General features: G+C 37.6%; 14 protein-coding genes and 1 pseudogene. 7 read left to right on the top strand and 8 right to left on the bottom strand.

Annotated features, from left to right (window positions below; genetic code table 11):
* Nucleotides 1-30: 30 nt before the first annotated feature.
* From HS5_RS02735 to HS5_RS02720, 4 genes are all read left to right on the top strand, one after another.
* Nucleotides 31-1,821 carry a hypothetical protein gene (locus HS5_RS02735; RefSeq protein ID WP_236752562.1) on the top strand — a complete coding sequence of 597 codons (1,791 nt, stop codon included), beginning with the start codon at nt 31-33 and terminating at the stop codon, nt 1,819-1,821.
* A gap of 10 nt (nt 1,822-1,831) precedes the next feature.
* A complete protein-coding gene (locus tag HS5_RS02730) occupies nt 1,832-2,812 on the top strand; it encodes a CBS domain-containing protein (RefSeq protein ID WP_236752561.1) in 981 nt (326 codons plus the stop codon).
* Between the two features lie 38 nt (nt 2,813-2,850).
* Nucleotides 2,851-3,153 carry an antibiotic biosynthesis monooxygenase gene (locus tag HS5_RS02725; protein WP_236752560.1) on the top strand — a complete coding sequence of 101 codons (303 nt, stop codon included), beginning with the start codon at nt 2,851-2,853 and terminating at the stop codon, nt 3,151-3,153.
* Between the two features lie 329 nt (nt 3,154-3,482).
* Nucleotides 3,483-4,070: a 7-cyano-7-deazaguanine synthase gene (locus HS5_RS02720; protein ID WP_236752559.1), complete on the top strand. Its 588-nt coding sequence runs from the start codon at nt 3,483-3,485 to the stop codon at nt 4,068-4,070.
* 31 nt (nt 4,071-4,101) lie between these two features.
* On the opposite strand, the gene cutA is transcribed toward HS5_RS02720, so the two are convergent.
* The 7 genes from cutA to HS5_RS02685 form a co-directional block, all read right to left on the bottom strand.
* On the bottom strand, nt 4,102-6,315 hold the full coding sequence (gene cutA, locus HS5_RS02715) for a glyceraldehyde dehydrogenase subunit alpha (RefSeq protein ID WP_236752558.1): 2,214 nt from the start codon (nt 6,313-6,315) through the stop codon (nt 4,102-4,104).
* Nucleotides 6,312-6,797, bottom strand: coding sequence for a glyceraldehyde dehydrogenase subunit gamma (gene cutC / locus HS5_RS02710; RefSeq protein ID WP_236752557.1), 486 nt, complete (start codon nt 6,795-6,797; stop codon nt 6,312-6,314). Before cutC ends, cutA begins: the two co-directional genes overlap by 4 nt.
* Entirely contained in the window at nt 6,787-7,638 is an 852-nt protein-coding gene (gene cutB, locus HS5_RS02705; RefSeq protein WP_236752556.1) for a glyceraldehyde dehydrogenase subunit beta, read from the bottom strand. Before cutB ends, cutC begins: the two co-directional genes overlap by 11 nt.
* 429 nt (nt 7,639-8,067) lie before the next feature.
* On the bottom strand, nt 8,068-8,412 hold the full coding sequence (locus tag HS5_RS02700) for a PIN domain-containing protein (protein ID WP_236752555.1): 345 nt from the start codon (nt 8,410-8,412) through the stop codon (nt 8,068-8,070).
* Nucleotides 8,405-8,647: a hypothetical protein gene (locus HS5_RS02695; RefSeq protein WP_236752554.1), complete on the bottom strand. Its 243-nt coding sequence runs from the start codon at nt 8,645-8,647 to the stop codon at nt 8,405-8,407. The genes HS5_RS02700 and HS5_RS02695 overlap by 8 nt, the downstream gene beginning before the upstream one ends.
* Before the next feature lie 216 nt (nt 8,648-8,863).
* Complete coding sequence (locus HS5_RS02690; protein WP_236752553.1) at nt 8,864-9,328, bottom strand: hypothetical protein; 465 nt, start codon at nt 9,326-9,328, stop codon at nt 8,864-8,866.
* A 54-nt stretch (nt 9,329-9,382) separates the two neighbouring features.
* Nucleotides 9,383-9,790, bottom strand: a complete 408-nt coding sequence (locus HS5_RS02685; RefSeq protein ID WP_236752552.1) for a hypothetical protein — start codon at nt 9,788-9,790, stop codon at nt 9,383-9,385.
* An 85-nt stretch (nt 9,791-9,875) separates the two neighbouring features.
* On the opposite strand from HS5_RS02685, the gene HS5_RS02680 reads away from it, so the two are divergent.
* The 3 genes and pseudogenes from HS5_RS02680 (at nt 9,876) to HS5_RS02670 (ending at nt 13,377) form a co-directional block, all read left to right on the top strand.
* A complete protein-coding gene (locus HS5_RS02680) occupies nt 9,876-10,643 on the top strand; it encodes a helix-turn-helix domain-containing protein (protein WP_236752551.1) in 768 nt (255 codons plus the stop codon).
* Between the two features lie 86 nt (nt 10,644-10,729).
* Nucleotides 10,730-11,956, top strand: a pseudogene (locus tag HS5_RS02675) (ATP-binding protein).
* 131 nt (nt 11,957-12,087) lie between these two features.
* Nucleotides 12,088-13,377 (top strand): ankyrin repeat domain-containing protein, encoded by a 1,290-nt coding sequence (locus HS5_RS02670; RefSeq protein WP_236752550.1) that lies wholly within the window; start codon nt 12,088-12,090, stop codon nt 13,375-13,377.
* On the opposite strand, the gene HS5_RS02665 is transcribed toward HS5_RS02670, so the two are convergent.
* Nucleotides 13,374-13,676: a hypothetical protein gene (locus HS5_RS02665; RefSeq protein ID WP_236752549.1), complete on the bottom strand. Its 303-nt coding sequence runs from the start codon at nt 13,674-13,676 to the stop codon at nt 13,374-13,376. The genes HS5_RS02670 and HS5_RS02665 overlap by 4 nt on opposite strands.
* Between the last annotated feature and the right edge of the window lie 124 nt (nt 13,677-13,800).

Genomic DNA, 13,800 nt, shown 5'->3' with positions numbered 1-13,800 from the left:
CAATAATTACTTACTAAATGTGAAGTAGAAATGTATAAACGATTAAAGCAATATGAAACAAAATTTAATATATCATTTTTTATTGCTTCAATTATATCTGGAATAACTACTTGGATTACCATAATCTTCATGAAGAATCCTCTATTGATAGAAGGAGAACTGTTAGTGTTTACTACACTGTTAACTGTAGTTATAATTAATTTAGCGATTAATTTAATACACAAAGGACATGATAATTCTTGGATATTTGTCACAAATCCTAATCAGAAAAAAGTAAATTTGCTGAATAGGTGCGAGCACAAACCATCGCTATTCTCAAATAGTTTTATTGCAAAATTCTTTAAGAAGAGATGGGCACACTTTGCTATAATCCTACCATCCTTTATAGTATTTTATATAGTAATGATTGCAGGAATAATAGGTGAACAGAACTTAAACAGTTCTGAATTAAACTTAGTGAATTTTGCCCCAGACATAAGCTGGTTACTTTGGTTTCCACTTCTCTGGTTATTAACTTGGATAGCTAATGGAAGAACTTGGTGTCAAACTTGTCCTTTCAGTGGTCAAGCTGAATGGCTACAAAGGTTACATCCGTGGAAAAAGACTGGAAGGAAACTGGGTAAAAGATTGAGGTGGCCATTAAAGTATTCCACTATACTGTATTCTGCAATAGGATTTTCGGTACTAACTTGGGTAGAGGAATTTTACAACATAGGTGGACCCGGATTACCTATGTTAACTTCGGTAGTTCTGATATACATTGCACTACTTGAGGTGATAATAGCAATACTATTTCAAGAAAGAACTTTCTGCAGAACTATTTGCCCATTAAGTGCACCTCTAGCTGTAACCACCATGATTTCTCCGCTTGGCACTTTCAGAATCAAAGACCAAGAAAAGTGCAAAAGTTGTACAACAAAGGACTGCATGAGAGGTAACGATAAATTCCACGGATGTCCTTGGTTTGCATCTCCTGGAAGCAGGGAAAACGTCGGTTTTTGCGGTATGGCAAGTGATTGCTATAAGGCCTGTCCGCATGACAATATAGATGTACCCATTAAAAGATTTCCTTGGATAGATGACTTATTCGCAAATAGAAAGAGATTTGACTTTGCTCTTTCAGTACTGATATTGCTAGGAGTAGTATTCTTCCAATTCTTCAATGCACTACCAGTTTACACTATTCTTGATCAATGGTTAAGCCAAGTTACCGGTTGGGGAAATATTGCAAATGCATTAGGTGAAGGATTGGGTAAATACGGATGGACTACATATGGCTATCCAATGCCTTTAGATTATGCATTTCTAAATGCCATACCTATAATTATAGTGTCATTATTCTCTTTTGGCAAGGACTTTAAGTGGAGGTTCACCTCAATATCTTACTCCCTTATTCCAATATTCGCTGCTACAATATTAGCTAGGAACATCCCGAAATTCGTAGGCGGATCATTACTCATACTTAATGAAGTATTCAGCCCAACGGGAATACACACGCCTTTGGCTGAAACACTTTGGGGATCTATGCTATATAAACTTGGCAGTAATCCCTGCGGAGCTACTGCAGAGTGGTGGGCGTTACTCATAATGGAGGCGATTAATATATTCGGCATATATTTGTCTGTAAGGGCTGCAAAAAAACTGTCAGAATACGACGGCATACCCATGAGAAATTACTTATTACCAATAATTATTCTAGGAGTCTCATTCGTATTAATAACGTATTGGATGTCCAGTCCAATGAATCCTGCAATGCCATTCTATAACAAATACTTAGGGAATTTGCTATATAATCCACTGCAAGCAGAACCACCGTTCTAGGTGATTAGCCTTGGAACCAATAGTTTTAATAGACGTGGATAGATGCGTAGGTTGTTTTATGTGTGAAAGGGCTTGTGCATTAGCTAAGTGCTTAGTTATCGATAGAGAATTAAGGTTAGCAAAGGTAATTAGACCTTGGGACTGTACTGGATGTAAAGCTTGTGAAAGGGCTTGTCCGTATTCCTGCATAATAGTGCTCTCAGATGAAAACGAAGTACCTTTAAGGGCAAAGGTTACGGTGCAAAGAGTATGGAGATATGCTAATAAACCTGTTATTGTCAATACAACAAAGCTGAGAGAAATTTCCAAAATAATTCACGAAAGAGGAATAGGTTCGGTACTTATGTTAAACAAAAAGATCGCAACAGAGACTGACGTACTAAGGACTTTCATAACCGGAATAGAGAATGTTGAGTTTAGAGATGCGGTAACTATTACCGAGAGATTTACTTTATCCCAAGCTTTAGATCTAATGCTCGAGAAGGGGATTTCACATCTTCCTATAATAGATGAGAGGCAAAACTTGTCCGGAATATTATCGTTGAAGGATTGCCTGAGAGGATTAGCTGTAAGTAATGTAATTAAGAACGATAGTGTTGAGATTCACGTATTAAAAGGAGAAAAGAAAATTTCCGAGTTCCTCTTTATGGATCCAGTAATTCTGGAAAGCAACACTACATTATACGATGCATTAACTACATTACTTGAGAAAAAAAGAAAGGCAGGATTAGTAATTGGCACAAAGCCGGGAATTTTTACTCTGAAGGATGGGATAAGGATGATTTCAGAGGGAAGGAGTAGAGATTCAACTATTGAAGTAAGGTACGATGTACCAATATTAGATGAAGGAGAAAGAATATCTAAAGCATTAAGCGTAATGGAAATTAAGGGTATTAGACATGTAGTTGTAAGAACCTATGATGGAAATTACAATCTATTATCAGTCAGAGAGATAAGCAAAGGTCTTGCATGGATCGTTAATAGAGCGTAACGAGTTAAATTTAAAATTTAATGAATTTATTTTTATTTATGATAAATGTTGGCCTTTATTATAGAGTGAGAGAAGGACATGAAAAGGAATTTGAAGAGGCATTTTTAAAAGTGGTTTCCATTTTGAAGAGCTCAGACATAGGTTTTATTGACGCAAAGCTATATAGAAGGGTTGACGATCCGAGGGAGTACTTAATCTACAGCGAATGGAAGGATTTAGACTCCTTCAGAAAATTTACTCTCAGTAATGACTATAAGGAGACCACTACATATGGAAAAACAATCTTAGAAGGAAGGCCTTATCACAGGATTTACACAGAATTAAAGGAAAATGAAAGTTAATCAAATAATTTTTTATATCCCAAATTAAAACCTCACAGTTTAAGATACAAACTACGGCGTAATTTTCAGTTTCAATAAAACATATTATTTACGAGTTTATATTTTTGTAGATCGATATAATGGTTTTAAGGTTGGAAGATCGAATGATCTAATATTAATAAATTTATTAAAGTAGTTCATAAAAAGCGTAATATTTACATTAGATCATGTACGAAACTTGGTTAATCTAATGGAATGCAAATAAGGAAGTGCATTCAAGATATTCTTGGTTGCTTCAAAACATCATTAACTCAATAAGAATTGATAAACTTGAATCCATTCTTTAATTTATGAAACTCCTGCTTTACTCCGGCGGAATAAATTCCACAGTTGCACTTTACAAATTTAAGGATGTTGACTGTCTCTTCATAGACTACGGTCAAAGGTCTGCAAAAATGCAGAGAGAATTTGCGCTTTATCACTGTAAAAAACTTAATAAAAAACTCGTGGAGATTAAAATTCCTTCTCTAGGAAAAGCGTTTTACGACAGCTTAGGAATAAGACCTAACGAACCAATTGTTCACAGGAATGTAATTCTCTTGTCCATTGCTTTAACTTATGCAAAAGAAAGGAAATACGACGAGGTAATCTTCGCTACTGCAAGTGAGGAATGTTTATTTGAGAAAGATAAACCTCTGATAATATCCACTATGAAAAAGCTTGCAGAAATTTACGGAGTTAAGCTTTCTATGCCATTCGTTAACCTAAGTAAGTCGATAATAGTTAAGATGGGGGCAAAACAAGGAATTGATCTGGGGAAAACATACTCCTGCTTCCTGGGTCATAAATATCACTGCGGAGTTTGCTCAGAGTGCCAGGCTAGAAAGATTGCATTTAAAGAAGCAGGAGTAAAAGATGAGACTGTTTATTTAAGATAAAAAAAGAAAGAGAGAGAATATAATTTCTTTTCTAGCTTAATTCTTCTGGCTTGACGGGAGTATGGTTAAACCTCTTCCCTGTAGCGTCTTCTAATGCCCTAACTATTGCTGCAGGCCCTACGATAAGTGCAGCCTCTCCAACACCTTTAGCACCGGTAGGATATTGAGATACATGAGGCTTTTCTGTAAAGTATGACTCGAATTTAGGAGCTTCAACTGCAGTAGGAACTAGATAATCAGCGTAAGTAACTGCCAACTGTCCTTCATCGTTTATTACAGCCTCCTCTAATACAGCCTGTCCTACCGCCTGCGTAGCACCTCCATGTATTTGCCCTTCAGCCAAGGCGGGATTGATTACCATGCCTATATCATCATAAGCTTTATACTCACTGACTCTTGCGATTCCGTAGTCATCTACTTCAACTACTGCTACGTGAACTCCGTAAGGGAACGTAACGTCTCCTGGCAAGATTAACTCCTCAAATATTCCAGGTTCATCGCTCTTGTAAGCGAAGTCAGCTACTTCATTCCACGAAACTTTCCTTCCGTTAGCCTCAAATTCTCCGGAAGAGTACTTAACTTCCTCCACGTCAACTTTGAGCATCTTTGCTGCAGACTTTTTCATCTTCTCTAAAACTTTTGTTGCTGCAACCTTAGCTGCACTTGCTGCTGCGGCTGCAGTCCTTGAGCCGTAAGTCCCCATTCCTGCAGATACTACTTCAGTGTCTCCCCATACAACTTTTACCTTATTAATGTCTATTTGAAGTTCATCGGCAACAATCTGGGCAATTCCAGTCTCACTTCCTTGTCCATGAGGAGTACCTCCAGTCGTAACTATTACATCTCCAGTCTCTGTTACTCTAACTTCACCGAATTCCCATGGACCGAAACCGCTTATTTCAAGATAGAAAGCTAATCCTACACCTACTTTCCTTCCTCTCTCCCTCATCGCCTTTGCCCAAGCTTTAAGCTTATTGTACTCAAGCTTTTCTACTCCTTCGTGAAGTAAACTTAAGTAATCACCGCTGTCGTATTTTAATCCCAAGGGGTTCGCATAAGGGAGTGTTGTTATCAAGTTCTTTTCCCTTATTGTCACATCATCAATACCGAGCTCATCTGCAACGTTACTCATAATCCTCTCTATTATGAAAGTTGCCTCTGGCCTACTTGCACCTCTGTACATTGTTATTGGAGGAGTGTTAGTGTAAACTGCCCTGCTCCTTACGTTAATCGCTTGTATCTTATAAGGTCCAGGGATCATTAGAGGAACTATTGCAGGTTGTAAAGGTGAGGTATAAGTTAAGTATGCCCCCATATCGACTATTAGGTCTCCTCTTATGCCGAGTATTGTCCCATCACTCTTGAATGCGACCTCTCCCTTGAATGTGTTATGCCTAGCTTCTGAAGATATCATTTCCTCGCTCCTTGTGGCAGTCCATCTTACCGGTCTTCCAAGCTTTATTGATGAAAGCACTACTGCAACGTCTTCTGGAAGTATATTGACCTTACTACCGAAAGCTCCTCCTACGTCAGGCATTATTACCCTTATCTTAGATGCTGGAATTCCTAGAACTCTTGAGAACTCAGCTCTTGCAGCGTGGGGCACTTGAGTTGAGTACCATACTGTTAGAAAGCCTCCCTCATACCTGGAAACTATCCCCCTAGGCTCCATCGGGTTAGGGATGACTCTATTATTTGTTATCTCAACTTCAATTTTCCTGTCAGCACTTCTGAACGCTTCGTCTACATTACCTCCTGAAAAAGTCTGGTCGAATGCAACATTAGTTTTCAACTCATCGTGAACTAGCGTCTTGTCTTCTAATGCTTCCTCCATTTTAACTATTGCCGGAAGCTTTTCATAATCCACGCTAACTTTATCTATTGCATCTCTCACGTTATATTTGTCAGTTCCTATAACTATTGCAACAGGGTCTCCAGCGTATTTTACTTCCCTCTCAGCTAACGGTTTTCTTGGAATGAACTTCCACTGCCTAGGATCCTCATAGGTAGTCCAAATCCCTATACCTTCCTTCACTTGAAGGTCTTTAGCAGTATATACTGCAACAATTCCCGGGACTTTTAACGCGTCTGTAACGTCTACTGATTTTATTAGAGCGTGGGCGTAGGGACTTCTAACGAATCCAGCATATAATGCATTTATTTGTATGTCGTCAACGTAAGTTGATTTCCCAGTAACGAACTTATCGTCATATAACCTTTTTACGGCTTTACCTACGTAGTTCATTGTTTAACCAACCTCCTTGATGCATCTTGTACTGCTTTAACTATATTTTGGTACCCTGTACACCTGCATATGTTACCGTGAAGTCCTTCCCTTATTTCCTCCTCCGAAGGTGAGGGGTTTTCACTTAATAAGTAATAACTCTGCATTATCATTCCTGGAGTGCAATAACCGCATTGGAGTGCAAAATTTTCCTTAAATGCCTCTTGGATTGCACGAAGCTTACCGTCTCCATCTTCAATCGTAGTTATCTCAGCTCCGTCAGCTTGGACTGCCAAGACGGTGCAAGACTTTACTGACTTTCCATTCATCAACACAGTACAGGCACCGCAAGTAGAGGTGTCACAACCTATTTTAGTTCCCGTTAAGCCTAAATCGTCCCTAAGGAAGTGAACTAGAAGCTTTCTAGGTTCTACTTCCCTTTCGTACCAAATTCCATTAACTTTTACCTTTATTTTTACTTTTTCTCCCGGTCTAGCTAGCATGTAGGAGCACCTCCTTTAACGTATTGAAAGTTAAGTTCTTCATAACCTTCTTTTTATAATCTGAGGAACCCCTGGAATCAGAGGGCGGATTTACTTCCTTTATTACGTCCTCAGAGAACTTCCTTAATTGGTCTTCATTAGGCTTAGAGCCTATCAACGTCTTCTCCAATTCGTAAGATCTGTAAGGTTTATCTGAAACTCCCGTGTAGGCAATCCTAATGTCCTCTACCGTCTCTCCCACTTTTGCTAAAACCGCCATTCCTACCAGTGCAAAATCTCCTGCTCTTCTCACTATCTTAGCATAAGTATGCTTATATCCCTTAAGTATTGGGAACTCCACCTCTTTCAGTAATTCGTCTTCCCTTAGCTCAGTAGTAAACGGTCCTTTAAAGAAATCCTTTGCATTTACTTCCCTTTCCCCTTGTGTTGAAATTAGCTTGATTTTCGCATCATAAGCTAATGACACTGCAGGAAAGTCTGCTGAAGGATCCGCATTAGATAAGCTACCTCCTATAGTTCCCATGTTCCTTACTTGTAGGTCTCCAACCTTTCCTGAAGCCTCATGGAGTAGTGGTAAATCCCTCCTTACTATACCGCTCTTAACCATTTCAGAATACCTGGTTAAAGCACCTATCCTAATCTCATTCTCCTCTGGGATAACATAGGAAAGCTCTTTTAAAGGGTTCAGATCTAGAAGAAACTTGGGTTGAATAATCCTGAACTTCAGCATAGGTATTAAACTTTGCCCTCCTGCTATGGGTTTAACGTTCCCGCCCTTTAAAAAGTCAAGAGCGTCAGCTAGAGATTCAGGTTTGTAATATCCAAATTCTGGAGGATACATCACTTCTTATTGCGAGAGATTATTTATATATTTTTTCCTTTTTAGACTTAAATACGAACAAAAGTAAATATATGAATGAACTTTCATATTTTTATTAGAGAGAATGAAATACGATTTAATGGAGTATAATGTCCGAAATAAGGAAATTGACTGTTCTAAGAAAGTTCTACACTGTAAGAAAGTTCTAAAATATAAACTGTTCAAATGTTAAAGTAAGAATATGAAGAATAGGACAGTTACTTAAGTAATTCTCCGAGAGATTTCAGAAATACGTTCTATCTATTATATTTGTCACTAATCTAGAGGTTCGTAATAAAAATATGGATAAATGCGTTTCATCAGTTACTGCAAATATCTTATATTTACTACTTCCTTTCCCAATTTTAGTAAGCTTATGTTATCAAAGTCACTATCAAAACTTAACAAGTACTACGTTTTTAATTTATCCATTGAAGAAAGAATTGTACAGTCTGTGAAGCTTAACTTTTTCTCAATAAGATAATTTATTGCATTGGTAAATACTTCCCAATCTACTAGAAATATCTCCAATTCACCATCTTTCACTTTCTCTAAAATCGACGTGACTATTTTAATTGCATAGTCCTTATTTACGTGATATGTTAGGAAGGTTATAAGTTCATCAAATATATAGTCAGTAATTACAGCTTCGTAATCCTTTATTTTCTCTGCTAGTTTTAACGCTTCCTTACGATGATTATCTTTACTATCCAGATAAGCTATGAAATATGAGGTATCTAATATTAACTTATCCATAAACTACATCATCGATTTTTTCTGATGAATTTTCATCCATTTCAATAATTAGCTCATCAAAGTCGTGCATATTCAACGGTTTCTTATTTCTTTTCCTTTCTTCATAAAGGGAAATGAGGTATTGCAGCACGTCATTAATACTAATATTATCACCCTTTTCCGCCTTAAGTTCACCAGCTATCTTCATTAACTTCGCTCTTACCTCATCTGTAACCTTTATTGTAGTATAAGCCATAAGCCTACATTGATACTTGGCATAAAAACGTCTCTTCAGACCCCTGATACTAAGACAAATACATAACTCAGCATTACAAGATAAGTTCATCAATTTACACCTCCATAAGCAACTTTAAAGCCTTATAACTAGCACTAATCTTATAAAAATTATTACGACTAGTTTCAATGAAATTTCTTTAATACTATAAAAGAGAAAAAAGAAAAAATTGCCTTTTTATTCTTTAGGATGTATTATTAAGAGTGGCTCATTAAGCACATTTAGGTCTCCTTTGGGATGCTGTGAAACTTGATATATTATTTCTATGAAGACGACGTAAGTACCCTTTGTTAGATTGACGCTTGCGGTATCGTTCTTAGGAGTAAGCATAAGCGTTGTGTTCCCTATTGTTATTTTGACCTCAAACTCGCTGAAAGCTTTCTGAAGTTTTTCTCCGTGGAGGAGCTTAATTTCGTAAGTACCGTTTGACCTTACCGTCACTGTAGCGTTTGCAGTTACATTACTGCTTTCTCCTGCAGTTAGATTTCCTAAATTAATATGTGCAGGAATTACTTGTTGTGTCTGAGTTTGTATATGGTATGAAATATACGCTAACGGTCCGTACCCCATTACTCCTGCTATTCCTATTCCCGCTCCTAACGAGGATATTGCCACTAACGCTAACAACAGAGTTGTTTTCATATGCTAAGATAGTAGTTTACTCCTTTTAAGGATCGCGTTCCGGAACAGTTCCATTTAGGATTCTATTACACATAACTTAATATTATTCAAAATTTGTTCTTTCGATAGATTAGAATAACTTTCTCCACTTATATAAGCAACTGCATTTTCTTCCTTATGCTTAAAATATACGCTTGCATTAGTATTATTTAAACTCAAAGTTATAGTTTCTCCGTGCTTAAAGTAAATTATGACATAAAGCTGTGAAAAAATCCCCTCTTGAACCTTTAATTGTAAAATGTATTCTCCAAGTTTCTTAACGTGGAACTTATACTTTGTACTAAATGAGAAGGAATAAGTCTTTACATTAGGTGTTACACTGCTTACATGAGATGGGTGAAGTGCTTCATATAGCTCAAAACCTAAGACTACATTAAGGACTAAGGTGAGAACGAGGAGTGATGTCAGTATTTTTATGTTCACGAATATATATTCGCCAAAAAAAGAATTTAAACGTTTGTTCCACCAAACGGTAAACTAATAAACGGAGAGACAAATATTTAGTTAGATGAAAAAAGCCGGACTACTGCTCTTACTGCTACCGATGCTTTTGGTACCTATATTGCATTCCTCAAGCGGAATGATTAATATATACTATAATGGTACAGTAACTGCGTATTTGTACAATATTTCTAAAATTAACTTGATAGGAAATAACTTCACTTGCCTAAAAATTAAAGGAGGGAATTATGTAATTCAAGATAAAACAATTATAATTCAAGGCAGTGACGTTACGTTAAGTTACAGGACGGAATTACCTAAAGGAGTTATTGAAACCCAACAGCCTGAAAACTTGAGCATAAGCGTTCTAATACCTGCAGGGTCTTCAATAACCTATTTATACCCTCAGCCGTCAAGCTTTACAGTGAAAGGTGACCTATATAACATAACTTTCGAGAATGTAAGCCAAACTACAGTGCTTTACGACGACATTACAACTCAACGGTCGTCTTCGCTTTCTCCTCTAGTATATATAATAGCATTAATAGTGAGTGATTCTTCCCTACTGTTTATCATATTTCGTTATGTCAAAGGAAAGAGGTCAGAAGAAGTGAAGGAAGAAGAAACAGTCGTCGTAGAGTTAGACGAGAGGGATAAACTCGTGCTGGATGCAGTGAAGAAGAGCGGAGGCGTTTCTACTCTTTCAGATCTAGTAAAGCAGACCGGGTTACCTAAAACTACAGTATATAGGAGGCTTAAGGGGTTGACAGCCATGGGCTATTTAGAGGAGGTTAGGGAGAAAGGTAAGGTAAAATACATCCTGAAGAAGGAATGACATGAAGTCATGCTTACTCGTATTTTTAAACCTATTGCTACTTTAACTCTCAAGATTTTTTAAACCTCTTGCTAATTAGAATAGCAATGGAAGAAAACATCTGGTGGAGAGGAAAGGATTACATAGAAGACGACGTTGATATAAAAAAGTGGAATTCATCTAAATTCAGGTGGGTTCCTAAAGAGATAGACGAGGTTTCCTTGGAACCTTTCTCGCTAAACTTTATTGTAGGTCCAAGGCAAGTAGGAAAAACTACGTTAATTAAACTGCTCATAAAGAAGCTTTTAGAATCAAACGTTAACCCTTTATCAATATTTTATTGCAGTTGCGATATTTTAACCGATCACTAGGAATTACTCGAGAGGCTGAGGGAATATTTAAGGATGAAAAAGGAGGAGGGAATAAAGTCTTCCTTCATTTTCTTGGACGAAGTAACTTTCGTAAAGGACTGGTTTAGGGCTGTAAAGCACTTAATAGACAGGGGTGAACTGCTGAACGACGTTATAACAATTTCTAGCTCAAGTTCCCTTTCTGTACTTAAACAAAAGGAAAGTTTCCCAGGTAGGAGAGGGAAGGGAAAGGACGTGTCGTTGTACCCTCTCAGCTTTTATGAATTTATTAAGGTAATGAACCCGAGGATAGAAGCTAAGCCCGGGTGGTATGAGGAAATCAGAGAGCTCTTTAATGAGTATTTAAAGGTAGGAGGACTTCCCTTATCTATTAACGGGTCATCCCCGATTAGGAGTTATATCGACTGGATTATTTACGAAATAAACAAGGTCGGGAGGGACGAGAAGATAGCAAAACAAATACTTTCTTCAATCCTTTCTACTACGCCGAGCAGGGTAAATTATAATTCTATAGCCAAGGAGGTAGGAGTTAACCACACTACTGTTGCCGAATACGTTAAGCTATTCGATGATATGTTCCTAACTTTAACACTGCGTTTTGTCGACGTTAATACGGGGTATTTTAATTATAGGAAGCAGATTAAAATACACTTTATAGACCCGCTATTTTACGACGTTGTGGCTACATGGACGGGAGTTAGGAGACCGGAAGACCCAGTTATAGTAGAAGGAGTAGTAGCCTCTCACCTTTCAAGGTTTTACACTGTAGGTTATACTGAGGTCGGGAATGAAGAAATAGACGTCATAACTTTACCGGATATGACGGGATATGAGGTAAAATACAGAGAAAAGGCTAAGGCAGTTAAGGTAGTTGCTGGGAAGATGAAGAAAGTAATAACTCTCTCAAAGAACGGGGACAACGATACTGTTCCCGTTCATCTGTTCTTAGCTAGACCTCAATAAAAATTTTTTAATAATGTTGAGTTCTGTATTATCCCTTATTTAATAGCTGAGGTTTGATGAATAGAATATATAAAGGATTTTCAAATTAACATAAGTAATTTTTATTAGGTGGACTCGAAATCCTTATATAGATGTCATCAGTCATCTGCTCAAAGCTTCCCTCAGCTGTTGAATACGGAAGTTTATTACAAGTTAAGGCGCTCTTAGCTTTGCATTGCGACCCCAACATTAAGGATAAGTCTGGTTATGCTCCTCTGCATTACGCAGTAAGGTTTAGCTACATAGACTTAGCTAAACTTCTCCTTGAGCATGGAGCTGATCCAAACATTAAAGACAAACTAGGAAATACTCCCCTACACTACGCCGTAGAAAAAGGAAACGTAGACATAGCAGACCTTCTGATAGGTCACGGTGCAGAGATTAATGTAATAGACAACGAAGGAAACAGTCTTTTACATCATGCCGCAAATAACGGTCACCCGGGCATTGTAGAACTACTCCTTGAAAAAGGAGTTGATCCTAAGGGAGCAAACATATTGGGTAGAACTCCGCTACATAATGCAGCAGAAAACGGGAGCATAAGGGTCGTTAAGCTTTTCTTAGAAAGAGGAGTTGACCCAAACGTTAAGGACAAATACGGCTCTACACCCCTGCACGAAGCCGCAAAAGGAGGTCACGCAGATGTGGCAGAGTTACTTATTACAAAAGGTGCAGGCGTTAACGAGAAGGACAAGATTGGGAATTCACCTTTGCATTACGCCTCTGAAAGGGGTTTTGCAGAAGTCGTTGAGGCTCTATTAAGTCACGGAGCAGACAGTAATCTAAGGGGAGAAAATAGTAAGACTCCTCTCCACATGGCGTCGGAAAAAGGCTTTGCTAAGGTTGTGGAAATTCTCCTCAAATACAAGGCAGACCCTAACTTAAAGGACAGATTTGGCAAAACTCCTCTTCATTACGCCTCAATGAACGGCTACCCTGATGTGGTAAAAATTCTCTTAGACCATGACGCGGATCCGAATTTAGGAGACAGATCAGGAAATACTCCCCTTCATCACGCTGCCGAGAAAGGTTATACTAGCGTAGTTAAGCTCCTCATAGAGAAAGGTGCTGACGTAAATACAAGAGGAGAAAATGGAAGGACTCCTTTGCATTATTCTGCAAAGAACGGTCACGCAGGCGTAACTGAGGTTCTACTGGAAAGTAAAGCAGATTCAAACTCTAGGGATGATGAAAGTAAAACCCCATTACATTATGCTGTAGAGAACGGCCATGCTGAAGTAGTGAAGGTTCTTTTAGAGTATGGTGCAGATATAAATGCTAAGGATAAGCTCGGTAAAACTCCCATTCGTTATGCTTCTTCAAAGAAAGATACGGAAATTATAAGATTACTATTGGCCCATGCTGCAAAAGAGAAAATTTAGTCGTCAGTTAATGCTCTTATGAAATCTTTGAAACTCTCTAACTGTTGAATGTTGTTAAAATTTATCATGTCAGCGTAGTCTGGCAGGTAATACTTTTCATACCTTTTCCTCCTTTTTAGCTCATCGGAAGGCTTATGAACGTTAGGAATAATCCATTCTTCAATTTCCTCGGAAAAAATTATGAAAATTTTCTTATCAACGTACTTTTCCAATTCCTTTAGGTGTGACTTAATTTCATTAATTACCTCTTTTCTATCTCCTCCGTCAGCGTCTTGAAATATTAGAATTTTATCACACATCAATTATATTTTTTATAAGCCTTCTTATCTTATCAGTACATAATTGTATTTTCCTGTATGTATTCTTACCCTTGCATATATTTATTTTTCTATCAGTAATTATTTTTGATTCCATTAATCTCCT

It is taken from the genome of Acidianus sp. HS-5, from assembly GCF_021655615.1.
In the GTDB taxonomy this organism is placed as follows: domain Archaea; phylum Thermoproteota; class Thermoprotei_A; order Sulfolobales; family Sulfolobaceae; genus Acidianus.
This window is presented reverse-complemented; position numbering and strand designations above follow the sequence as displayed.

Bases quoted from the DNA above. Each gene is read 5' to 3' on its own strand.
- HS5_RS02735 (WP_236752562.1), top strand. From the start codon at position 31: ATGTATAAACGATTAAAGCAATATGAAACAAAATTTAATATATCATTT.
- HS5_RS02725 (WP_236752560.1), top strand. From the start codon at position 2,851: ATGATAAATGTTGGCCTTTATTATAGAGTGAGAGAAGGACATGAAAAG.
- HS5_RS02720 (WP_236752559.1), top strand. From the start codon at position 3,483: ATGAAACTCCTGCTTTACTCCGGCGGAATAAATTCCACAGTTGCACTT.
- cutA (WP_236752558.1), bottom strand. From the start codon at position 6,315: ATGAACTACGTAGGTAAAGCCGTAAAAAGGTTATATGACGATAAGTTC.
- cutC (WP_236752557.1), bottom strand. From the start codon at position 6,797: ATGCTAGCTAGACCGGGAGAAAAAGTAAAAATAAAGGTAAAAGTTAAT.
- cutB (WP_236752556.1), bottom strand. From the start codon at position 7,638: ATGTATCCTCCAGAATTTGGATATTACAAACCTGAATCTCTAGCTGAC.
- HS5_RS02700 (WP_236752555.1), bottom strand. From the start codon at position 8,412: ATGGATAAGTTAATATTAGATACCTCATATTTCATAGCTTATCTGGAT.
- HS5_RS02695 (WP_236752554.1), bottom strand. From the start codon at position 8,647: ATGGCTTATACTACAATAAAGGTTACAGATGAGGTAAGAGCGAAGTTA.
- HS5_RS02690 (WP_236752553.1), bottom strand. From the start codon at position 9,328: ATGAAAACAACTCTGTTGTTAGCGTTAGTGGCAATATCCTCGTTAGGA.
- HS5_RS02680 (WP_236752551.1), top strand. From the start codon at position 9,876: ATGAAAAAAGCCGGACTACTGCTCTTACTGCTACCGATGCTTTTGGTA.
- HS5_RS02670 (WP_236752550.1), top strand. From the start codon at position 12,088: ATGTCATCAGTCATCTGCTCAAAGCTTCCCTCAGCTGTTGAATACGGA.
- HS5_RS02665 (WP_236752549.1), bottom strand. From the start codon at position 13,676: ATGTGTGATAAAATTCTAATATTTCAAGACGCTGACGGAGGAGATAGA.